The organism is Flavobacterium sp. B167r, assembly GCF_056824315.1.
This window is the reverse complement of the sequence record NZ_CP124859.1, coordinates 5,238,437-5,258,776: the sequence shown is the minus strand read 5'-3', so window position 1 is coordinate 5,258,776 and position 20,340 is coordinate 5,238,437. Positions and strand designations below refer to the sequence as shown.

24 protein-coding genes are annotated in these 20,340 nt (G+C 32.5%); 13 read left to right on the top strand and 11 right to left on the bottom strand.

All coding sequences use genetic code 11. The annotated features are described in order from the left end of the window. Window positions 1-15: 15 nt before the first annotated feature. Window positions 16-1,203: a Pycsar system effector family protein gene (locus QLQ96_RS22930; protein WP_482493431.1), complete on the top strand. Its 1,188-nt coding sequence runs from the start codon at window positions 16-18 to the stop codon at window positions 1,201-1,203. 155 nt (window positions 1,204-1,358) lie between these two features. Here the strand turns inward: QLQ96_RS22930 and QLQ96_RS22925 are convergent, their stop codons facing one another. After that, window positions 1,359-3,728 carry a GAF domain-containing protein gene (locus QLQ96_RS22925; protein WP_482493430.1) on the bottom strand — a complete coding sequence of 790 codons (2,370 nt, stop codon included), beginning with the start codon at window positions 3,726-3,728 and terminating at the stop codon, window positions 1,359-1,361. A 227-nt stretch (window positions 3,729-3,955) separates the two neighbouring features. On the opposite strand from QLQ96_RS22925, the gene QLQ96_RS22920 reads away from it, so the two are divergent. Together QLQ96_RS22920 and QLQ96_RS22915 are read left to right on the top strand one after the other, a co-directional pair. Continuing rightward, window positions 3,956-4,708 carry an SDR family oxidoreductase gene (locus tag QLQ96_RS22920; RefSeq protein WP_482493429.1) on the top strand — a complete coding sequence of 251 codons (753 nt, stop codon included), beginning with the start codon at window positions 3,956-3,958 and terminating at the stop codon, window positions 4,706-4,708. Window positions 4,709-4,780: 72 nt separating this feature from the next. Next, window positions 4,781-5,362: a TetR/AcrR family transcriptional regulator gene (locus QLQ96_RS22915; protein WP_482493428.1), complete on the top strand. Its 582-nt coding sequence runs from the start codon at window positions 4,781-4,783 to the stop codon at window positions 5,360-5,362. 84 nt (window positions 5,363-5,446) lie between these two features. Here QLQ96_RS22915 and QLQ96_RS22910 read toward each other — a convergent pair whose 3' ends face one another. The 9 genes from QLQ96_RS22910 to QLQ96_RS22870 all read right to left on the bottom strand — a co-directional run bounded on the left by QLQ96_RS22910 (window position 5,447) and on the right by QLQ96_RS22870 (window position 12,070). Continuing rightward, on the bottom strand, window positions 5,447-6,505 hold the full coding sequence (locus tag QLQ96_RS22910) for a nucleoid-associated protein (protein ID WP_482493427.1): 1,059 nt from the start codon (window positions 6,503-6,505) through the stop codon (window positions 5,447-5,449). Between the two features lie 43 nt (window positions 6,506-6,548). After that, entirely contained in the window at window positions 6,549-6,908 is a 360-nt protein-coding gene (locus tag QLQ96_RS22905) for a four helix bundle protein (RefSeq protein ID WP_482493426.1), read from the bottom strand. Window positions 6,909-7,004: 96 nt separating this feature from the next. Then, complete coding sequence (locus QLQ96_RS22900) at window positions 7,005-7,547, bottom strand: IS1096 element passenger TnpR family protein (protein WP_482493425.1); 543 nt, start codon at window positions 7,545-7,547, stop codon at window positions 7,005-7,007. Between the two features lie 213 nt (window positions 7,548-7,760). After that, complete coding sequence (locus QLQ96_RS22895) at window positions 7,761-8,360, bottom strand: HPP family protein (RefSeq protein ID WP_482493424.1); 600 nt, start codon at window positions 8,358-8,360, stop codon at window positions 7,761-7,763. 85 nt (window positions 8,361-8,445) lie between these two features. Continuing rightward, window positions 8,446-9,726, bottom strand: a complete 1,281-nt coding sequence (locus QLQ96_RS22890; protein ID WP_482493423.1) for a chloride channel protein — start codon at window positions 9,724-9,726, stop codon at window positions 8,446-8,448. 340 nt (window positions 9,727-10,066) lie between these two features. Then, a complete protein-coding gene (gene gloA2, locus QLQ96_RS22885) occupies window positions 10,067-10,456 on the bottom strand; it encodes an SMU1112c/YaeR family gloxylase I-like metalloprotein (protein WP_008468209.1) in 390 nt (129 codons plus the stop codon). Continuing rightward, complete coding sequence (locus QLQ96_RS22880) at window positions 10,456-11,031, bottom strand: sugar O-acetyltransferase (protein WP_482493422.1); 576 nt, start codon at window positions 11,029-11,031, stop codon at window positions 10,456-10,458. Before QLQ96_RS22880 ends, gloA2 begins: the two co-directional genes overlap by 1 nt. A gap of 2 nt (window positions 11,032-11,033) precedes the next feature. After that, window positions 11,034-11,489, bottom strand: coding sequence for a YciI family protein (locus tag QLQ96_RS22875; RefSeq protein ID WP_482493421.1), 456 nt, complete (start codon window positions 11,487-11,489; stop codon window positions 11,034-11,036). 122 nt (window positions 11,490-11,611) lie between these two features. Next, a complete protein-coding gene (locus QLQ96_RS22870; RefSeq protein WP_482493420.1) occupies window positions 11,612-12,070 on the bottom strand; it encodes a DinB family protein in 459 nt (152 codons plus the stop codon). 141 nt (window positions 12,071-12,211) lie between these two features. On the opposite strand from QLQ96_RS22870, the gene QLQ96_RS22865 reads away from it, so the two are divergent. The 10 genes from QLQ96_RS22865 (at window position 12,212) to QLQ96_RS22820 (ending at window position 19,197) form a co-directional block, all read left to right on the top strand. Further along, window positions 12,212-14,377, top strand: a complete 2,166-nt coding sequence (locus tag QLQ96_RS22865; protein WP_482493419.1) for a TonB-dependent receptor — start codon at window positions 12,212-12,214, stop codon at window positions 14,375-14,377. A gap of 245 nt (window positions 14,378-14,622) precedes the next feature. Next, window positions 14,623-14,805: a hypothetical protein gene (locus tag QLQ96_RS22860; protein ID WP_482493418.1), complete on the top strand. Its 183-nt coding sequence runs from the start codon at window positions 14,623-14,625 to the stop codon at window positions 14,803-14,805. Continuing rightward, a complete protein-coding gene (locus tag QLQ96_RS22855) occupies window positions 14,756-15,031 on the top strand; it encodes a DUF2141 domain-containing protein (RefSeq protein ID WP_482493417.1) in 276 nt (91 codons plus the stop codon). Before QLQ96_RS22860 ends, QLQ96_RS22855 begins: the two co-directional genes overlap by 50 nt. 43 nt (window positions 15,032-15,074) lie before the next feature. Then, window positions 15,075-15,695, top strand: a complete 621-nt coding sequence (locus tag QLQ96_RS22850; RefSeq protein ID WP_482493416.1) for a hypothetical protein — start codon at window positions 15,075-15,077, stop codon at window positions 15,693-15,695. A gap of 21 nt (window positions 15,696-15,716) precedes the next feature. Further along, window positions 15,717-17,054 (top strand): histidine kinase, encoded by a 1,338-nt coding sequence (locus tag QLQ96_RS22845; protein ID WP_482493415.1) that lies wholly within the window; start codon window positions 15,717-15,719, stop codon window positions 17,052-17,054. Further along, entirely contained in the window at window positions 17,054-17,377 is a 324-nt protein-coding gene (locus tag QLQ96_RS22840; RefSeq protein WP_482493414.1) for a 2TM domain-containing protein, read from the top strand. The genes QLQ96_RS22845 and QLQ96_RS22840 overlap by 1 nt, the downstream gene beginning before the upstream one ends. Then, on the top strand, window positions 17,358-17,687 hold the full coding sequence (locus QLQ96_RS22835; RefSeq protein WP_482493413.1) for a 2TM domain-containing protein: 330 nt from the start codon (window positions 17,358-17,360) through the stop codon (window positions 17,685-17,687). The genes QLQ96_RS22840 and QLQ96_RS22835 overlap by 20 nt, the downstream gene beginning before the upstream one ends. A 2-nt stretch (window positions 17,688-17,689) precedes the next feature. Beyond that, window positions 17,690-17,995: a 2TM domain-containing protein gene (locus tag QLQ96_RS22830; protein ID WP_379696838.1), complete on the top strand. Its 306-nt coding sequence runs from the start codon at window positions 17,690-17,692 to the stop codon at window positions 17,993-17,995. Between the two features lie 14 nt (window positions 17,996-18,009). Continuing rightward, window positions 18,010-18,390, top strand: coding sequence for a 2TM domain-containing protein (locus QLQ96_RS22825; protein WP_482493412.1), 381 nt, complete (start codon window positions 18,010-18,012; stop codon window positions 18,388-18,390). Between the two features lie 39 nt (window positions 18,391-18,429). After that, window positions 18,430-19,197, top strand: coding sequence for a LytR/AlgR family response regulator transcription factor (locus tag QLQ96_RS22820; RefSeq protein ID WP_482493411.1), 768 nt, complete (start codon window positions 18,430-18,432; stop codon window positions 19,195-19,197). A 107-nt stretch (window positions 19,198-19,304) separates the two neighbouring features. On the opposite strand, the gene QLQ96_RS22815 is transcribed toward QLQ96_RS22820, so the two are convergent. After that, the gene (locus QLQ96_RS22815; protein ID WP_482493410.1) at window positions 19,305-20,330 is read right to left on the bottom strand and encodes a COX15/CtaA family protein; all 1,026 of its coding nucleotides are present in this window, start codon (window positions 20,328-20,330) and stop codon (window positions 19,305-19,307) included. Window positions 20,331-20,340: the final 10 nt, after the last annotated feature.

Genomic DNA, 20,340 nt, shown 5'->3' with positions numbered 1-20,340 from the left:
ATAAAAATATTCTTTATGAATCTAATAGAACAATCCGAGGATTTTGTCGGTAATTTACTCAAAGATAAACTTTCTAATTTATATTCTTACCATAATTTTAATCATACTTTTACGGTGGTTACGGCTGTAAAAGAACTTTGCAAAAAAGAAGATGTAGAAGGTGAAGACAAAGAGGCACTTTTAGTGGCTGCGTGGTTTCACGATACGGGGTATATTGAAGGGTATGAAAATCATGAAAAGAAAAGTACCGAAATTGCAGCAGAATTTTTGCGTAAAAAAGGGAAATCGGAAGAATTTATTGCTTTAGTTTCTAGTTTGATTTTGGCTACCGTTAAAGAATATGAACCTAAAACGCATTTAGAAAAAATTATTCGTGATGCAGATTATGCTCATTTAATGGGGGCAGAATATGCTACAACTTGCGAATTGCTTCGTTTGGAATTAAAAAATGCCGGAATTGTTAGTTTTTCTAATGCAGAATGGACAAGAGAAAATTTAAATTTTTTGTTGAATAAACATAGATTTTATACCGATTACGCTTTAAGAAAATGGCAGCCTTTGAAAGAGAAAAACCTATTATTGATTCAGAAAAAAATCAATAAGCAGGAGTTGAAAGCGGCGGCGGCAATCGAAGAAGAGAATAAAAAAAGAGAAAAAGCTGAAAAAGCCGAAAAACCAGATCGTGGAGTTGATACTTTATTTCGTGTTACACTTGGAAATCATACGCGCTTAAGCGGAATTGCAGATAGTAAAGCCAATATTTTATTATCCGTAAATGCAATTATAATTTCTATTGCATTATCATCTATTATTCCAAAATTAGATAGTCCGAAGAATGCTCATTTAGTTGTTCCGACTTTTATAATGCTGATGTCGAGCGTGATTACGATTATTTTTGCCATTCTTTCTACACGTCCAAAAGTGACTTCAGGATTTTTTACGCGAAATGATGTCGAGGATAAAAAAGTCAATTTAATGTTTTTTGGGAATTTTTATAAAATGCCTCTAGAAGATTACGATTGGGCAATGAATGAAATGATGAAAGACCGTGATTATCTTTATTCAACCATGATCAAAGATTTGTACTATTTAGGATTGGTTTTACAACGAAAATATAATCTGCTCAGAATTGCATATAACTTCTTCATGTTCGGAATTATTATAACTGTAATTGCTTTTGTGATTGCTTTTAAATCGATTTAATTCAAGCTTCTAAATGTAGTTCAAAATATAAAAAGCTTTGTCATAGTTTAAAACTTTGACAAAGCTTTTTTTGTGTATTAAAATCAGAAATCAATTTTTAATCAGCGTTTTTGCGATAGCGAATCCGTTTCATTTGTGTACAATAAAGTCACTAATTAGTTGATCTCGTCTAGTAAATCCTGATAGGTTATTTTTTTAACTTCTGAGCTTGTATTATTGTTGATTACTTTAACACGAATCGCTCTCAGACCAGAAACTCCCTGAAGGTCTTCAACTTCAAATTGTTCAATTGAAGGCTCAAGAATCTTTTTATGCTGCAGGTATTTAATGTATTTTAAATATTCTGCTTCTTCGCTGTTTTGAGAATATACAATTGTGATTTTTTCTTTCTCAGTAATTCTTTCAGTTGTTCCTTTAATATGCGATTTATCAATTCGTTTTTTAACGACTTCGTATCTCGCGTTATAAGTTCCGTCAACATCAAAACGTTTTTCATCCATTCTAAAACGGATTGAAAGTGCAGAACTGAAAACTAAAATCAATGAAGTCACATCCAATTCGTATGGTAACGAAGTCTTAAGGTCGTGATGCTCCAATTCCATTTCGCACAAGGTCTGCAATTGCCACAAACGAAGATTATGCAGAAACATAATATCGAATGGTTTTGTCGGCGCAATTGAAGCTCCAATATATAAATTGTGTTCAACACCATCCGTTTTAAAACGCTCGTAATAATGCGGATAAATCTGCTGTGCCTCAACTTGTTTTCTGTCTAAAACAGTTGCCAATCTTTTATTGATAATCGACATTGCATTATCGAATTTTTTTCTTTCTTGATAAAACATTCCTGTTTTTTCATCCAGATTTTCAAAGTACAATTTTTCCAGTTTTTCACTTTTCGCACTGCTTTTTGTATTTTTTAGAATCGGATGAATTTCTTCTTCGATATAACGCTGAACGTGCTGCTCGGTATCTGCTTTTAAAGGAAAATCCAATTCGCTTCTAAGCGATTCCAATTCAAATTTTCTCTGTTCCAAAAGAACAAGATTCGAATTTGATTCTTGGTTATCGAAAATCTCTAAAAGAGCCGTAAGCTGATTTTTTAAATCGATTTTTACAGTTTCATTTCGGTGTTCAGACGAACCTTTAATGTCAATCTGGCCATACAGCGGATATACATTTTTAAAAACAATTTCCTTAAAAATATAATCTTTAGTATGATTCATATTCTGAAAGTAATTCTGCGATTCTCTCTTGAATTTCCAATAAACGCTTGGGTGAATCGTAGTATATTCTCGTTGAATAATCGCTTCAATCTGATGCTGCATGTCGGTATTGTAACGATCAATTGTATCAGTCAAATAGGGCAGTACCAAATCTAGTTTTGTAGCATTCACGCTGTTTAAATCACGCGGATTCTCGGAAACCAATTCCACAACACCCAATAAATGATCATTTTTTATAACTGGTGCAAATATACAACTCTGAATGCCTTGCGATTGTAAATGTTCTCCAAGTCTTTTGTTTGTCGATTGTTCGGTAAATTTGCTAACGTTAGAGATCACAAAAGGTTCCTTATTATCTAAAAGATTTTCAAAAGAACATCCAAAAAAAGCATTTTTGCAGTCTACTTCTTGATCAGCCGAAAGTAAAAAGCTTTTCATCTGGGTTTCATAGGTGGCTGGCCTTATAAACTTCTCTTCTTCAGGATTATAAATAATAAATCCAACTTTTAAATTTGGAAGATTAAAGATAGATTGGAAAATATTAGATATTTCCTGATCTGTGTTAACAGTTTTAGGTCCTGGCTTAAGGAGATTGCTTTTCAAGATTGAAATAGCACTTTCAGTTGTTGCATCAAACAAGGAAACAATTCCGAAACCTCTTAAAATCCAGCTTCCTGGAGGAAATTTGGATTTCCATAAATTGATATCATTGTAATTATCTATCAATTGATCGATATCTTCTTGAGTTAATGCAACAGAGTTTTCGGTTGGAATAATTTCCATGAAATCAGCATTGTATAAAATTCTATAATGCTTTTCTACAACATTTTCATCTGGAATATCATAGAAAAAAGGCTGATTAAAATCAATACGTTGTTTATAATAATAACTTAAAATCAAGCAGCAGTTATTAATATAAAATTGATGATCACTAAAATCACGTATTTCCATGTAAAATTCGTCTCCTGCATTTTTCAATATTTTTTTGAAACGTTCAGTATAATTGAAGGAGATATTTTGGAATGGAATTGTAACGGCTTTTATTTCGTTGTGCGTCAATGCAGTCGGAAATAAATCGGCTAAAATATTTTTGATTAAAGCTTCATTTTCTTTGATCACAGAATAATCTTGAATTCCAGTTCTAAGCTCTGGAATTAAATCAATCTGTTCTAAAATCGCTTTGGCATAGTTTGATCTGTAATCAACATCAGACAAAGCAATTTCTTCAAAAGATTCGATTAGCTTGTGAAATGAAATTATTGTGTTAAAAGGACTTTCTTTGAAAAATTGAATATCCATCTGTAGTATTTTTTAATGCAAAATTAAGCATAAATTAAGAATGTACGACATTTTTTGATTTCTTTCCTCTATAGTTAAATAGTTGTTTTCCTTATAATTAGAGGTTTGGAAGCAATTGAATTTTATTTTAACTAAAAATTAACATCATAAATAACGGAACGATCGTTCCGTTATTATGTATTTGTACCATAATAATTGAATAATCAATAACTTAATAAACAAATAAAATGAAAAATTTAGAAAACAAAGTAGCAATCGTGACAGGTGGAAACAGTGGAATCGGATACGCAGCGGCAGCTGATTTAGTATCAAAAGGTGCAAAAGTAATCGTAACCGGAAGAGATAAAGAAGCTTTATTGAAAGCAGAAACAGAATTAAATGTTACCGGAATTATTGCCGATCAATCCGATTTAAAATCAATTGATAATTTGGTTGAACAAGTAAAAGCAAAATTCGGAAAAGTGGATATTTTATTTTTGAATGCCGGAATTGCAGCTTTTGCTCCAGTTGATTTAGCTTCAGAAGAGCATTATGACAGTATTATGAATGTGAACGTAAAAGGAGTATATTTTACAGTTCAAAAAGTATTGCCAATTTTAAATGATGGAGGTTCTATTATCTTCAATACTTCGGTAAATGCACAATTAGGAATGCCAGGTTCAAGTGTTTATGGAGCAAGTAAAGCCGCAGTTTTATCATTAAATAGAATCTTCGCAGCAGAATTGGCATCAAGAAAAATCAGAGTAAATGCTGTTTCTCCAGGTCCAATCGAAACACCTTTATATGGTAAAGTTGGTCTAGAAAAAGAAGAAGTAGAAGGTTTGGGAGCTGCTTTAGGACAAAAGATTTTATTAAAACGTTTTGGACAAGCTGCTGAAGTTGCCAAAACAATTAGTTTCCTTGCTTCTGATGACTCTTCATTTATTACAGGAACAGAAATTGTTGTTGATGGAGGGCTTACTGTAAATACAGTATTATAATTTTTTTGACGAATTCAGGAACGATTGTTCCGTATTTTTGGTATATTTGCGCATGAATTTAATTTTGAAGCAATGGCAAGAACGAAAGAATTTAATGAAGATCAGGCTTTAGATAAAGCAATTGAAATTTTCTGGCATAAAGGTTACAATGGAACTTCTGCTCAGGATTTGGTAAATCATTTAGGATTAAGCCGTTCGAGTTTGTATGATACTTTTGGCGATAAGCAAAAGCTTTTTGTAAATTCATTAAAAAGGTATCAACAACAAAATGAAGAAAGTTTGAAACAGCTTTTCGAAAACGCTGAAAATATCAAAACTACTTTAACTGAAATTTTCAAACAAGCAGTTATAGAAAGTCTTCAGGATAAAATCACAAAAGGTTGTTTTATGGTAAATTCTGCTGTAGAACTGGCAATGCACGATCCTGAAATTGGTAAGATTGTTCATGAAAACCAAAAATCGGTTGAAGATGTTTTTTATCATGCAGTAAAAAAAGGGCAGGAGTCTGGTCAGATTTCAGATAAACAAGAAGCGAGATCTCTTGCACGTTTTATCTTTAACAATTATTCGGGAATTCGGGTTTTGGCAAGATCTGGCGAGCGAGACAAACAAGTTTACGATGATATTCTGAAAGCTATTTTCTCTTTATTTTAACGCGAAGTGAAGATGTAAAAAAGGCAATTACAAAATGTAACTGCCTTTTTTTGTTTTAAGTAAGTAATAGAAAATGAAAACTTCTTAGCTTTTTTCTTCTTTGTTGAAGTAAACTAAGTAGTAATACATTTGTTTTTCTTCATCCCAGCCTTTTTCAACAAATTTTTCTGCACTTTCAGGATTGATGAAATCCATTTTAATCTGAATGTGAGTATCCAAATTAATTACGTTTTTAATCGATTTTCTAGCGTCAGAAACTGCTGCGTTTGCAATTGGGAATGAGGTTACATCTTCGATGCTGTATTTTTCTCCTTTATCAACTTTATAGTTTTTAAATTCAGGAATCAAATCAGGATTGTCTAATACTTCATTCAAGAAATTTTGCTCTTCAAACTGATCATTTTTAGCGAAATAATTCACAGATCGGTTCATAAACATTACTTCCTCTTTCTTGTCTTCTGCTGGCAAAACAACGTCTTTTGCGAAGTTTTGACAGAATTTTAAATATTTTTTTGTGATGAAGTTTTCATCTTCAAAAGCATCAACAGATAAAAAGTGCTCTAACCAATAGCGCGCATCATAACGGTTGCTGTCTACAGTTAAGATTTTATATCCTTCTTCTTTTTTGTAGTTGAAAATCAAACATCCTTTATCTAATTTACTCAAGTTAATTCCTTGTTGTAAAATCATTTCAAGATTGCTTCCGTTTTCTTCAAATTGTAAAAAGTCAGCTTGTAATTCGCTTTTAAAAATTCCGATTGCATCAACAACATTGTTATCGATACTCAAACCGGTTAAATACGTCACATAAACCTCTCCATTTTTAATATGCGGATGATTTGACTGCTCATACAAATGTTTTGTGATGTTTTTAGAAACCTCATGTATACTTGCCGGATTTGTAAAAATCTCAGTTGCATATTTAAACATGTCGTTGTAATCCAAGTCCACTTCGTGTGCAAACTGATAATAGTTTTCTTCTTTTTCTCTAAAAGGCTTAAAAAAGAATTCTTTTATCAGAGGAACAATCTCATCATTTAAGTTAAATGGCTGCTCTGATAAAAAAATAGCCTCATTACGGCTTTTGTTTCCTACGCGGTGTATCGCCAGCGTGTCGATGTGGGTGTTGAATAGGTTTATCATATTTTGAGTTGCTGAGATTCTAAGTTTCTAAGATTCTAAGTTTTTATATAGCTTCTTTTAATTTTTTGATTAATGAAGCTAACATTCTTTCAATCTCTCGACTGTCCTCGTATAAGTTGTTAAATTCTTCTTCGTTTATGTAAATTATATTTTTTGCAATTTCAAGTTGAGTCTGCATTTCAAATAAAGAGCCAAGAGAAATATATAAAAATCGTAAAAAATCTTTAGTACTTTCTCTCCCAGATCCTTCTGCGATATTGCTTGAAATTGATACTGAACTTCGACGTATTTGTGAAGTTAATCCAAAGGTTTCTTCTTTTGGAAAAGTTCTTGTTGTTTTATAAATTTTGGTAACTAAGGAAATTGATTTTTGCCAAACCAAGATTTTTCTAAAATGACTCATTTCTTATTTTTAAAATTAACTTTAAAAGCAAGAAAAATCCTTCAAGTCTAAAGAAAAACTTAGAATCTTAGAATCTCTGTACTTAGCAACTTAACTTTAGTTCCAATTTTCCTCAAACCCATAATCTTCGAAGCTGTCATCGCCTTCGAACATGTCAAGGTCGTCTTCGTCTAGGTCATCTTCAAATTCTCCGTAAATGTCATTGTGCATATCATCTGCTTCGAAGTTTTTTTCAAGTGCTTCGTCAGGCATTTCACCGTGAGCAAACAAAGTTTCTGGGTAAGTAACTCCAACTTGTTCATCTTCGATAGCAGCCAATTCAACTAAGAAAGTCCACATACTGATGAAATCATAAACATAGATAATCTTTGTATTTTCTTTGTCTAAAATACTTGATAACGGATAATCGTTCATGGTTCTGATTTCGCCAGGAACATCTCCTGTATCAAAAAGAGGAATTTCGTCTTCTTGATTCCAAGTTTCATCACAAGTGTAGAAAGAAGCAACTTCTGATCCGTCAAAACCAAAAGCGTTGAAGATTGCATTGTGTAAATCCTCAAGTGTATCTTCCTCAAGAATAGCAATGTCTCTAAAAATATCTTCTTCGGCGTCTAGAATAACTCTAAATTTATAAACCATAATCTTTGTTTTTATTGAGAGGTCAAAGGTAAAATATAAAAAATGAAATACGAATTACGAATCGTGATTTGTTGAAAAGATTTTAATCTCTTGTTTTTCTGTGTTTTACTTGTTTCGTGATCCTGCGAGGTTTTTAAAACCTCGTAGGTCTAAATTATTACGGAAGTTAATACCTACAAGGTTTTTAAAACCTTGCAGGAAGATAAAAGCATATTATTTTCTCGCCAATCTTTTTCGGATCTTATGATAATGTTTGTGATAAGTGCTGTGACTTGGATAACTTCTGCTTGAAGTCATATTATTAAAAATCAAAGCCGTTAAAAACAGAATCAGAACGCCTGTAAAAACTGGAGAAAGCACATACATATAACCTAAAGCTTTTACTTTTTCTGTTCCGATAACAGCAATCAAAGCCGTTGCTCCTCCAGGCGGGTGAAGTGTTTTAGTGATTTGCATTAAAATAATCGCTAAAGAAACTGCTAATGGAGCAGCAATATACATAACGTCTGGAACCAGTTTGTTGACCGTAACTCCAACAAGAGCTGAAATTACGTGACCGCCAATTAAATTTCGAGGTTGAGAAAATGGACTCTGAATAATTCCGTAAACCAAAACACTCGATGCTCCAAAAGAACCAATTAAATAAACGGCATCAGGACCGGAAAAATGTATTGATTGTACATAAGCCAAAATTCCGATTCCGACGAAAGAACCTAGAAATGACCAAAAGTGCTCTTTATAATCAATTAAAGTTTCTTTGTAAAGGATGTAACGTGTTTTGCGATAGCTTCTTTTTATTTTTTCAGTTGGCATTATTATGGTAATTATGTTTTACTCGTTATGCTTTTAAATATACTTTGATGTATGTTTTTTAATTTTCAGATTATACTGTCTGAAATTATTTAACTAAACTTGGAGAATAACTATAAACGGTATACGGATAAATTGTTTTTGCAGTGTATTTTGAAATTAAACAAACTACCAAAATTGGAAAAAACAAAGTATAATCGTTTGTTAATCCACAAACTAAGAAAATTGCTGTAAAAGGAGCATGAATACTTGCACTCAAAACCGCTGCCATTCCGATAATCATAAAGTTAACCGGAATTACATTTACATGAAAAAAGCTATTTAAAATTGAAGCCAATAATAATCCTAAAAACGCTCCGATGAATAAACTTGGTGCAAAAACACCTCCGTCACCTCCAGATGCTAGTGTTATTGAAGTTACAATTGGTTTTAGAATTAAAATTCCGATGAAGGTCAACGCTAAAGTTATAGTCAATTGCATTTGTGCAGCTCCTCCAAATATTCCTTTTATCGCGTGATAACCTTCTCCGTATAATTGAGGAAACATGAATAATGAAGCACTTAAAACGATAGACCCTAGAATGATTTTGTAATAATGTGTATCGATTCTACCAAATTGCGATTTGAAGAATAAAACGCAACGAGTAAGATAAACAGAATTCATTCCAGCTAAAATTCCTAAAAGAATGAAGTACGGAATTGCTTTTAAGTTCCAAGTTGAAATTGAAACAGCAAACAATGGCTCTTCTTTTAAAATCGTTAATAAACCAAATGCGACAGAAACTGCAATTAAATTTGAAATGATAAATGCACGAGTTACTTTTCTTGAAATAACTTCGAAAGCAAATAAAACTCCCGCAATCGGACTGCTGAAAAGTGCTGTGACACCCGCAGCAACACCCGCACATATCAACTCTGTTTTGTATTGACGGAAAACATTTTCTTTTTCGTGAGCAACAGAACCAATAGTTGCTGTAGCTACAACAGTAGAAACTTCGATTCCTGTAGAACCTCCGAAAATCACCGTTAATAATCCGTTGATGAAGTGAGATGGAATTTTATAAGAAGGAAGATTTTTAGATTTTGATGCTGTACTTTCAAAAACTTCTTTGATTCCTTTATTTTCTTTTTTCTTGAAAAGATATTGTCTTAAGAAATAAATTACCGATAATCCGAAAACTGGAAATATGAGGTAAAATATCGGGTGAACTGATACTTCGTGGAAGAAAATTTCTTCGTAATATTCAGTTATTTTTTTTAGTGAAATTCCGAGGAAGGCTGAAAGAAAGCCAATTAAAATAGAAACAATTACTAATTTTCGGAATTTAATTAATTGATGATTTTTTTTGATTTGCGCCGTTTTGTTCATCACTATATATTTGAAGATCCGCATTTTTTTTCTGCGGGTTACAAATTTAAGCATGAAATTCGGTTTTTTCTAGGAAATATTCATTTTAGTGTGTTAAAACCGATATAAACAGGAAAATTCTTTCTTTTAAAGAAGCCAAGTTACAAAGTTACAAAGCGACAAAGTTTTTTTTTAAAGCTAGCCGTAATAGTTTGTCATTTCGACATAAGGAGAAATCACACTAGGAATTCCGCAAAGTGAATTCCCTATCTGTATCGAGTCCCGCGTGTGATTTCTCCTTACGTCGAAATGACAAAAAACAAAAAACTTTGTGTCTTAGTACCTTCGTGGCAAAATAAGTTTACCTTTCGTAAAACTCAATCGGCAACAAATCAGGATCAGCAATAAATGTAAAACGTTTTTCAGTCGTTTCGTCAATTCTAATTGGTTCTGATTCTATATTTTTTGAAGTTAAAAAAGCTATTGTTTCTTCTAGATTAATCACTTCAAAAGCCAAATGTCGTAAACCAACAGCTTCAGGTCGAGAAGGCCTTTGCGGAGGATTCGGAAAAGAAAATAATTCAACGACATAAGTGCCATTTAAAGCCAAATCTAATTTATAAGACTGGCGTTCTTCACGATAGATTTCTCTAATTATAGTTAAACCTAAAATCTGAGTATAGAAATATTTCGACTTTTCGTAATCGGAACATAAAATGGCAATATGATGAACTTTATTAAGGGTAAGCATTATTTTTCTGATTCAGGTTCTTGATTTAATTTTCGAATAACTTTTGCCGGATTTCCAACCGCTAATGAATTGTCCGGAATGTCTTTAGTAACAACAGATCCGGCTCCAATAACACAACCTTTTCCGATGGTTACGCCGGGACAAATAACAGAATTTCCGCCAATCCAACAATCGTCGCCAATGGTAACAGGATAAGCATTTTCAAGCGTTTTTCTTAATTCAGCGTCAAGCGGATGAGAAGCGGTATAAATTTGAACATTTGGCGCAATAAAAACATTCGATCCGATATTTACTGGCGCGCAGTCCAAAACAACGCAATTCACGTTGAAATAAACATTTTCTCCACAGAAAATATTATAACCATAATCGCAATGAAAAGGAGGTTCGATATATAAACCAACTCCCGCATTTGGGATAAGTTCTTTTAAAATCTCTTTTGCTTTTTTGGTAACTCTGTATTCTTTTACGTTCAAGCTGTGCAAAAGATTTTTTGCGGCGCGACGGCCTTTAAGTAATTCAGGATCAAAAGCGTTGTAATATTCGCTAGAGATCATTTTTTCTTTTTCTGTTTTCATATTTACATTTTCGTCTTGGCGATTTTATCGTGTATTTTTACAGTTTCCTGTAAAGCTGCAGTACAATACCAAGGCGTTAATTCGGCTTCGAGTAAATTGGCTTTTATTGCAGGGTCAGTCGCCACAAGAGCTTTCGCTTCTTCAATAGTTTCGACATTAAAAATATAAATGCCTCGATAATTTCTATCATTTTTCATGAAAGGACCAGCCACAACGAGTTTTCCTTCTTTGGCTAATTTCCCAATGTTTTCCATATGACCTTCAAAAAGTTTTTTGTTTTCTTCTTTGGAAGCTGTTGTATTGCTTCCAGATTTTAAAAGACAAAAAACATATTTCTTCATTCCGTATTCGTCAGCGTGAAGTGATTTTGCTAAAGCTTCATCGTATTTCGCTTCAGTTTCTTGTGAAAAACCGATTGTGCTAAAAAGTATTGCCAGAATAAAAATTGAGGTTTTCATACAGATGTTTTTTATTTTAAACACATAGAAACATAGTTTTCGAAGCGTAATAAAGGCATTTCATTTACATAAATTCACATAGAATTCTGTGTGGAATTTATGTTTCGATGTGTTTTAATTAACTAAAGCAATTTCTTCAAAATAACAATCTGCCCTAAATGATAAACATCATGCTGAATAATTCCGTGAAGATGTTCGTAGTAGGTATGGCCATTATTAACGTAGATTTTTGCTAAATCAGCATCATCAAAATCTTCAAAAAAAGCATTCCAAGAATCTTGTGATTTTGCCAATGTTTGAAGCGATTGCTCCCAAGCTGCCTCAGAAGGATCTAAAACAGGAACAAAATAATTATGATCTGGAGTTTTAATCACTTCTCCCTGCATACGTTCTAAAATATTTCTTCTCCATTGAATCAAATGATTCACAATTTCCCAAATCGTATTCAAATTTGGATTTATTTTTCGGTATGCTTGTTCTGCGGTTACATTCTTTAAAGTATTGTCTAGATTGACTTCTAGCCATGGATTTCCATTATAAATGGACTGATATAAATTTGAAATTCGTTTACTTTCTGACATAAATGGTAATTTTTTGGAATTTCTAGCTAAGATACAAATTAGTCATTTACAACTCATCCTCGAAATTCTACAATTGGGTTATTATATATTTTTTAACGTTTAATGTTAAAATACATTTGCCTCATCAAAACCAAAGATGACATGAAAACCAAATTATTTTTTACCCTTAGTTTTTTATTTTTTACTGCATTAATTTTTGCTCAAAATACGATTTCAGGTAAAGTTGTAGATCAAAAAGGAAAACCGGTTGCAGGTGCAAACATATATATTGACGGAACTTATGACGGAGCTACAAGTTCTGAAACAGGAGATTTCTCTTTTGAAACTACAGAAACAGGAAACAAATTTTTAATAGTTAGTTTTTTGCTTTTCGAAACTTTCAAACAAGAAATAGATGTTGCAAATTATAAAGGACAAACTGTAAAATTAAGAGAAAATGTAAATGCTCTAGATGCGGTTGTCATTACAGCTGGAACTTTAGAATCTGGAGACAAAGCAAGAGTTTCTGTTTTAAAACCTTTAGATATTGTTACAACAGCTGGTTCAGCAGGAAATATCGTAGCAGCTTTGCAGACTTTGCCAGGAACGCAGTCAGTAGGCGAGGACGGACGTTTGTTTGTACGTGGAGGTGAGGCTAGCGAAACGCAGACTTTTGTTGACGGAATTCGCGTTGCACAACCTTACGGTGCAACAACTAATAATTTGCCAACAAGAAGTAGATTTTCTCCTTTCTTATTTAGCGGAATCGCATTTTCTACTGGTGGATATTCTGCAGAATATGGTGAAGCTTTATCAAGTGTTTTACTTTTAAATACGCAAGATGAAGAAGATCACGAAAAAACAGATATTGGATTAATGACGGTTGGTTTGAGTTTAGGAAATACGCAGAAATTCAAAAAGAGTTCTTTGAGTGTAAATATGGCTTATATCAATTTGGCTCCTTATCAAGCTGTTGTTCCGCAAAATGTAGATTGGAACAATCCATATCAATCGCTTGGAGGTGAAACGGTTTACAGATACAATTTCACAAACGGAATTTTCAAATTATATGCTTCTTTCGATTCTGAAAAATTCGATTTGAATCAGAAAAATGTCAATTTTGAAAATCCAATTCGAACAGATATGAACAATAATAACTTCTATTTGAATTCATCATACAAAGGGAGTTTCGGAACAGGATGGCAGATTACTTCTGGAGTTAGTTACGGTTACAGCAAAAACAAACTGAAATACGATATTACAGGAGTTGATAGTCAGGAAAATGCGGCTCAGTTGAAATTGAAGTTAAGCAAGAAATTCTCAAACTATTTTAAATTGTCTTTCGGAACCGATTATTTCATTACAAAATACAATGAAAATGTAGCAGATAATATCGCACTTGATGTAACAAATGGTTACGATTCGAACATTTTTGCAGCATATATGGAAGGTGATATTATGTTTTCTAAAAAATTAGCTTTGAAAGTTGGTTTGAGATATTCTAATAATAGTTTATTAAATGAAAATAATATTGCGCCGAGAGCTTCTTTAGGATTTAAAGCTTCAAAAACCAGTCAGTTCTCTTTTGCTTATGGAGATTTTACGCAAACTCCAGTTGTAGATTATATTAAGTTTTCTAAATACCATCAGTTTGAAAGCGAGAAAGCAAGTCATTATATTTTAAATTACACGTTTACAAGACCTGGACAAACACTAAGAGCTGAGGCTTATTACAAAGATTACAGCAATTTAGTGCAGTACGATACAAGAGATATTCAATACAATTCGGTTTTCAATAACAACGGATCGGGTTATGCAAAAGGATTAGATATTTTCTGGAGAGACAGCAATTTGTACAAAAACTTAGAATATTGGATTTCATATTCTTATATCGATTCAGAAAGACAGTATAAAAACTTTCCAAACATGGCAACTCCAAGTTTTATTGCGAATCATAATTTATCTGTTGTAACGAAATATTTCATTACAGACTGGAAATCCCAAATTGGATTTACAAACAGTTTCAGCACCGGACGTCCATACAACGATCCGAACCAAACACAGTTTATGAACGGGAAAACTAAATCGTACAATAGTTTGAGTTTCAATTGGGCGTATTTATTAACAACTCAAAAAATCCTTTATTTCTCTGTTTCGAATGTTTTAGGAACACAAAATGTTTTCGGATACGATTACGCAAGAAATCCAGATTCAAGCGGAGTTTATCAAAGACAGGCCGTAGTTCCAACAGCAGACAGATTCTTCTTCGTTGGTTTCTTCTGGACAATCAGCCAGAATAAAAATGAGAATCAGTTGAAGAACCTTTAAGGTTCTGAGGTTCTAAGATTCTAAGTTTCTGAGTTGCTAAGATTTTATCTACTAAGTGAAAACTTAGAATCTTAGCAACTTAGAATCTTTAAAACAAACAATTCAGTAACCAAAATCAACAACTCAGTATCATTTAATTTTAAAAGACTTAAAACCAATATACTTTTGAAGTATAAATTAATAACCAGAGTTTCAATCACATCAAATAAAAAACTTAGAATCTTAGTAACTTAAAAAACAAAATCATGACCAAAATTATTACCATAACGATTTTATTTATTTGCGGCTTAATGTCTGCTCAAAACGCAAAATTAACTGTTGCTGTTTCAGGATTGAAAAACGATACAGGAATTGTTAAAATAGGATTATATAATTCAGATGGAACATTTCTTAAAAACAACTTACAAAAGCCTTGCTTCCGAAATTAAAAACAATCAAGCGGTTGTAACTTTCGATAATCTTCCTGCGGGTGAATATGCAATTTCAACCTATCATGACGAAAATAGCAACGGAAAATTAGATCGAAACGCAATGGGAATTCCGTCAGAAGAATATGCAGCTTCAAACAATGCAAAAGGATTTATGGGGCCTCCTTCCTATGCCGACGCTAAATTTAATGTCAGTAAAGATTCAAAAATTCAAATTACATTTTAATAAATAACTCATCCAATAAACAAACCATTAAATAACTTATAAAATGAAAAAAATCATCACTTTAATCGCATTATTTGTAGTCGTAATAAGTTCAGCGCAAACACAATTTGAACAAGGAATGAACAAAGCGTTCGGACTTTGGAAAGAAGGAAAAAATACTGAAGCTTCAGCTTTGTTTGAAAGAATTGCTGCGGCCGAAAAAAACAGTTATCTGCCAAATTATTATGTAGCTTTAATCAACGCTACTGCAGTATTTACGGAAAAAGACAAAACAAAAATCGATTTGTTATTGACAAAAGCGCAAGATGCTTTAGATATAGAAATGATAAAAGACCAAGCCAATTCAGAATTGTATGTAATGCAGGCTTTAATTTATACAGGATATGTGGTAGCTGATCCAATGACAAACGGAATGAAATATTCTGGTAAAGTAATGGAGGCTTACGCGAAAGCTAAAGCATTAGATCCGACCAATCCAAGAGCGGTTTTTGGTGAAGCAGATTACCAATTGGGAGGTGCAAAATGGACAGGTGTAGACACAAAACCTTTATGTGCGCAAGTTGATAAATCTATTGAACTTTTTAATACTTTTAAACCAGCAACGCCTTATGCTCCAAAATGGGGATTAGACAGAGCGTTAGAAATTCAAAAAACTTGTAAATAATTTTTTAGTTTAAAATACATTATGATATTAAAACCCAATTTGTTAAAAGCGTGTCTTGTTGGAGGAGTCGTATTTTTATTTTCTTTTCTAATTCGATTTGCTTCTATAGGAACAGCAGTTTTCACTAAGAATCTTTCTATTTATTTCTTGTACTGCATGCTTTACAGTGTGGTTTTATATATCGTAAATGTCGTTCTTTTCGATTTTTTAGATAGAGTTTTTAGATCAAATCCGTATTCCTTAAGGAGAATCTTAATTGGTTTTATAAGTTCATTTTTTCTGTCGATGATCGTAATTGGAGTATTGCGTTTGTTTACAAGCATAATAATCGAGAACAAAACGATTATAGGTTTTCTAGCCAACGAAAAAGCAGAAAATTATATAGAATCTTCGGTAATGACTTTTATTGTGTTGCTGTTTTTCCATGGACTAAATTTTTACAAGCTTTATCAGGAAAATAAAGTAGTACAGCAAAAAATCATTGCAGGAAATGCAAATGCCAAATTCGAGAGTTTAAAAAATCAGATCGATCCACATTTTCTTTTTAACAGTTTAAATGTTTTGAGTTCTTTAATTGAAGAAAATCCAGATAATGCACAGCGTTTTACGACTTCGTTGTCTAAAATTTACCGCTATGTTTTAGAACAAAAAGATAAAGAATTGGTTTCGGTTGAAGACGAATTGTCATTTGCAAAAACCTATATGAATCTGCTGAAAATGCGTTTCGAAAATAGTTTGTTTTACGAATTGCCAAAAGAGAACATCAATCCAGAGGCCAAAGTAGTGCCCCTTTCTTTACAGCTGTTGCTTGAGAATACAGTAAAGCACAATGTAGTAAGTGAGCAAAAACCGCTTCATATTAGAATTTTTATTGATGGAGATTATCTGGCAATTCAGAATGATCTTCAGAAAAAAGAAGTTTTGCAGGACAGACAAGGTGTCGGACTGCAGAATATTGTAAACAGATACGGAATTATAACAGATCGAAAAGTGAAGATTGAACAAGATGAAAAGAATTTCACTGTTAGAATTCCAATTTTAACCAAACAAATTACGGTTATGGACATGAATGCAGAATATACCGACGAAGCAAAAGCTTACTATAAAGCAAAAAAAAGAGTAGAAGAACTGAAAGCATTTTATGGAAATATAATTTCATATTGCTGCGTGATTCCGTTTCTGGTTTTTATAAACTTAAAATTTTCACCAGGATTTCAATGGTTTTGGTTTTCAGCTTTAGGCTGGGGATTTGGAGTTGCCATGCATGCTTTTAAAGTTTTTGGCTATAGCTCAGATTGGGAAGAAAGAAAAATTCGAGAAATTTTAGAGAAAGATAACAACCAAAAAACGTGGAAATAATGGAAAAAGATTTCGCAACAGCAAATCGTTATTATGATGCTCAGAAAAAAGTCAAAGAATTGAGAGAATTTTATGAGCATTTGTCTGTATATGTTATTTGTACTCCGATTGTAATTATAGTCAATTTAATGACTTCGCCAGAATATTTGTGGTTTATATGGTGTGTTGTGGGCTGGGGTATAGCAATTACTTTACACGGATTGAAAGTTTTTAGTTTTCCGCCTTTTTTTAATAAGAAATGGGAAGAGAAAAAAATTAGAGAAATTCTAGAAAAAGAAAATAAACAGCGATTAGAAAATAATCATGGAAACAAATTTGAATAACGATCAAGAACAAGAAATACTGCATGAATTGGCAAGTAAAAAAGTAATTCAGCTGAAGTCTTTTTACAAACATTTGTTCGTTTACACTATTGCATTAATTGTTTTTCTTTTAAAGGAATATACCAATCTGCCATTGCAATTTTTTCCAATAAAATATATCAATTGGGTAGTTGTAATTATTTGGACAGCGGTAATAATAGGCTCTGCAATAGATTTATTTGCTTCGTATAAAATTTTTGGCCAGCAATGGGAAGAGCGAAAACTGAGAAGCATTTTAGAAAAAAAATATAAAAAACAAAAATGGGAATAATCATGGAAAGGAATTTAAGCGAAGAAGAAAAATATATCCAAGCCAAAAAAAAGGTAGAAAAAATTAAAGGATTTTACGGAAATCTTCTGGCTTTCGTATTAGTAAATGCAATTTTAATTTTTATCAATTTATATACATCGCCAAGTTATTTATGGTTTTTCTGGCCATTGTTGTGGTGGGGAGTTGGTCTTATTTTTCACGGATTAAAAGTCTTTGAAGTTTTTCCAGGAATGGGAAAAGAATGGGAAGAAAGGAAAATCCAAGAATTTATGGAAAAGGAAAAACAGAATAAAAACAAGTGGGAATAATTTAAAATAGAATTATGGGACGTTTTAGAAGAAATATACATGAGGGTTATACAAGTCAGCATTTTGCAGAATATACTAATGATGAAAATTATAACGCAGCTTATAGAAAAGTAAAGAAACTGAAAGGGTTTTATTCGCATCTCAAAGTTTATATTATCATAAATATCATCATTATTGTGTCTAGTATAACTCGAGATAGTTTTAAAGGAGGACTAGATTTTAGCGGTTTAACAGAATGGCATACGTATTCGACTGCATTTTTCTGGGGAATCGGTTTACTGGCTCACGGATTATCTGTTTTTGGATCGGGTCTTTTTTTTAGCCAAGATTGGGAAAAGAAGAAAATTCAGAAATATATGGAGAGAGACGCTGCAAATAAAAATAAATGGGAGTAAATTTGAATTCATATTTTTCAATTTTTTACAATATAGTAAATGATCACATTAATTATAGAAGACGAAAAACCAGCGGCAAGATTGTTGCAAAGAAAGCTTGAAAAGTTAGCTGTAACCGTAGAAACAATGCTTCACTCTGTTGAAGAATCGGTTGAATGGTTTGAAAACAATCCGCATCCCGATTTGATTTTCCTGGATATTCAATTATCAGATGGTTTATCTTTTGAAATTTTTGAAAAAATAGACATAAAAAGTGCCATCATTTTTACAACAGCTTATGATGAATACGCGTTAAAAGCGTTCAAATTGAACAGCATCGATTATCTTTTAAAGCCAATTGACGAAGATGATTTGGAAACAGCAGTTTCAAAATACAGATCTCGTCTTCCAAAAGCTGCAACCGAAACTTCAAACCTGCAATTGGATTTTGAACAGATTCGCCAGATGCTTTCAAATCCTTTTGAGAAAACTTATAAAAAAAGATTTACCGTTAAAATTGGTCAGCATTTAAAAGTAATTACAACAGAAGAAATTGAATGTTTTTTTAGTGAAAACAAAGGAACTTACATTCATACGTACGACAATCGCGATTATTTGATTGATTCGACTTTAGAGATTTTAGAACAAGAACTCGATAAGAAGGATTTCTTTCGCGTAAGCAGAAAATTTATTGTGCCATTAAAAGCAATTAAAGAAATTCAGGTTTATACTAATTCTCGTTTAAAAGTGATTTTACCAACTTACAAAGAAGATGAGGTAATTGTGAGTCGAGAAAAAGTTCAGGATTTTAAAAGTTGGCTGGGATAGTTTTTTTGTTAGAAGAAAGATTTGAGAACAAAGAGCTTCATGTACGACATATAAATAAAAAAGGGACGAAAATTTTTCGCCCCTTTTTTGTATCTAAAATCTTTTGATTATTTGCTTAATCTATGCAAAGTATATGTCATAGCGCTCAAAAGGAAAAATGCCATAATCTGGTGAATTAAACCTAAAGCCAATGGCACACTGTATAATAAAGTGAAAACGCCAAGTAAAAACTGAATGAAAACAAAAACAACTAAAGTTTTGATTCCGTTTGCTTGCGTGTGGGTAAGCGTATATTTTTTGCTTTTGAAGAAAAGGAAAAGAATAATTGCCACGACCACATAAGCAAAAGTTCTGTGTACAAATTGAACACCGCTTTTTCCTTCAATTAAATTTTTCACTAAAGAAGATTGCTCAATAAAAACAGATTCGTGAATAAATTCTCCATCGCTCATTAAAGGCCAGTGATTGTGAATTAATCCCGCATTCAATCCTGCAACAAATCCACCGTAAATAATCTGGATTAATAAAGCTGCTAAAGCATATCTTGCAATTGTGCGAAGCGGTAAAATCTTGTTGATATTTCTTTCTGGATAAATTAAATCTAATGCAACCCAAAGTGTGTAAGCGAAAGTGATGAACGCAAAAGTTAAATGTAATGAAAGTCTGAAATGGCTCACATCTGGATTGTCAATTAATCCGCTTCTTACCATGAACCATCCTAAAAATCCTTGAAAACCTCCCATTGCCAAAAGAACAATGCATTTTTTGATTGTGTCTGTATCTAATTTCTTTTTAGCTAAAAAGTAAACAAACGGAACAAAGAAAACCAAACCAATAATACGACCGATAAAACGGTGAAACCATTCCCAGAAGTAAATAAACTTATAATCGGCTAATTGAAAATCGTTGTGAATATTGATTTTTTGGTACTCTGGAAACTTCTTGTATTCGTCAAAAGCAGCTTGCCATTTTACTTCAGTTAAAGGAGGGAAGGTATCGGTTACCAAATGCCAGTCGGTCATAGATAAACCTGAATTGGTTAAACGTGTGATGCCGCCTACGACAACCATTAAAAATAATAAAACACAACCCGATAGCAACCAAATGATTACTGATTTATTTTCTTTTTTCATTTTATTAAAT

What these genes read in the sequence shown, in the direction of transcription:
- QLQ96_RS22830 (WP_379696838.1), top strand. Translation starts at nt 17,690, where the DNA reads ATGGAAAGGAATTTAAGCGAAGAAGAAAAATATATCCAAGCCAAAAAA.
- QLQ96_RS22825 (WP_482493412.1), top strand. Translation starts at nt 18,010, where the DNA reads ATGGGACGTTTTAGAAGAAATATACATGAGGGTTATACAAGTCAGCAT.
- QLQ96_RS22890 (WP_482493423.1), bottom strand. Translation starts at nt 9,726, where the DNA reads ATGAACAAAACGGCGCAAATCAAAAAAAATCATCAATTAATTAAATTC.
- QLQ96_RS22860 (WP_482493418.1), top strand. Translation starts at nt 14,623, where the DNA reads ATGACCAAAATTATTACCATAACGATTTTATTTATTTGCGGCTTAATG.
- QLQ96_RS22845 (WP_482493415.1), top strand. Translation starts at nt 15,717, where the DNA reads ATGATATTAAAACCCAATTTGTTAAAAGCGTGTCTTGTTGGAGGAGTC.
- QLQ96_RS22915 (WP_482493428.1), top strand. Translation starts at nt 4,781, where the DNA reads ATGGCAAGAACGAAAGAATTTAATGAAGATCAGGCTTTAGATAAAGCA.
- QLQ96_RS22880 (WP_482493422.1), bottom strand. Translation starts at nt 11,031, where the DNA reads ATGAAAACAGAAAAAGAAAAAATGATCTCTAGCGAATATTACAACGCT.
- QLQ96_RS22895 (WP_482493424.1), bottom strand. Translation starts at nt 8,360, where the DNA reads ATGCCAACTGAAAAAATAAAAAGAAGCTATCGCAAAACACGTTACATC.
- QLQ96_RS22875 (WP_482493421.1), bottom strand. Translation starts at nt 11,489, where the DNA reads ATGAAAACCTCAATTTTTATTCTGGCAATACTTTTTAGCACAATCGGT.
- QLQ96_RS22910 (WP_482493427.1), bottom strand. Translation starts at nt 6,505, where the DNA reads ATGATAAACCTATTCAACACCCACATCGACACGCTGGCGATACACCGC.
- QLQ96_RS22920 (WP_482493429.1), top strand. Translation starts at nt 3,956, where the DNA reads ATGAAAAATTTAGAAAACAAAGTAGCAATCGTGACAGGTGGAAACAGT.
- QLQ96_RS22865 (WP_482493419.1), top strand. Translation starts at nt 12,212, where the DNA reads ATGAAAACCAAATTATTTTTTACCCTTAGTTTTTTATTTTTTACTGCA.
- QLQ96_RS22900 (WP_482493425.1), bottom strand. Translation starts at nt 7,547, where the DNA reads ATGGTTTATAAATTTAGAGTTATTCTAGACGCCGAAGAAGATATTTTT.
- QLQ96_RS22930 (WP_482493431.1), top strand. Translation starts at nt 16, where the DNA reads ATGAATCTAATAGAACAATCCGAGGATTTTGTCGGTAATTTACTCAAA.
- QLQ96_RS22850 (WP_482493416.1), top strand. Translation starts at nt 15,075, where the DNA reads ATGAAAAAAATCATCACTTTAATCGCATTATTTGTAGTCGTAATAAGT.
- QLQ96_RS22815 (WP_482493410.1), bottom strand. Translation starts at nt 20,330, where the DNA reads ATGAAAAAAGAAAATAAATCAGTAATCATTTGGTTGCTATCGGGTTGT.
- QLQ96_RS22905 (WP_482493426.1), bottom strand. Translation starts at nt 6,908, where the DNA reads ATGAGTCATTTTAGAAAAATCTTGGTTTGGCAAAAATCAATTTCCTTA.
- QLQ96_RS22840 (WP_482493414.1), top strand. Translation starts at nt 17,054, where the DNA reads ATGGAAAAAGATTTCGCAACAGCAAATCGTTATTATGATGCTCAGAAA.
- QLQ96_RS22870 (WP_482493420.1), bottom strand. Translation starts at nt 12,070, where the DNA reads ATGTCAGAAAGTAAACGAATTTCAAATTTATATCAGTCCATTTATAAT.
- QLQ96_RS22855 (WP_482493417.1), top strand. Translation starts at nt 14,756, where the DNA reads ATGGAACATTTCTTAAAAACAACTTACAAAAGCCTTGCTTCCGAAATT.
- gloA2 (WP_008468209.1), bottom strand. Translation starts at nt 10,456, where the DNA reads ATGCTTACCCTTAATAAAGTTCATCATATTGCCATTTTATGTTCCGAT.
- QLQ96_RS22925 (WP_482493430.1), bottom strand. Translation starts at nt 3,728, where the DNA reads ATGGATATTCAATTTTTCAAAGAAAGTCCTTTTAACACAATAATTTCA.
- QLQ96_RS22835 (WP_482493413.1), top strand. Translation starts at nt 17,358, where the DNA reads ATGGAAACAAATTTGAATAACGATCAAGAACAAGAAATACTGCATGAA.
- QLQ96_RS22820 (WP_482493411.1), top strand. Translation starts at nt 18,430, where the DNA reads ATGATCACATTAATTATAGAAGACGAAAAACCAGCGGCAAGATTGTTG.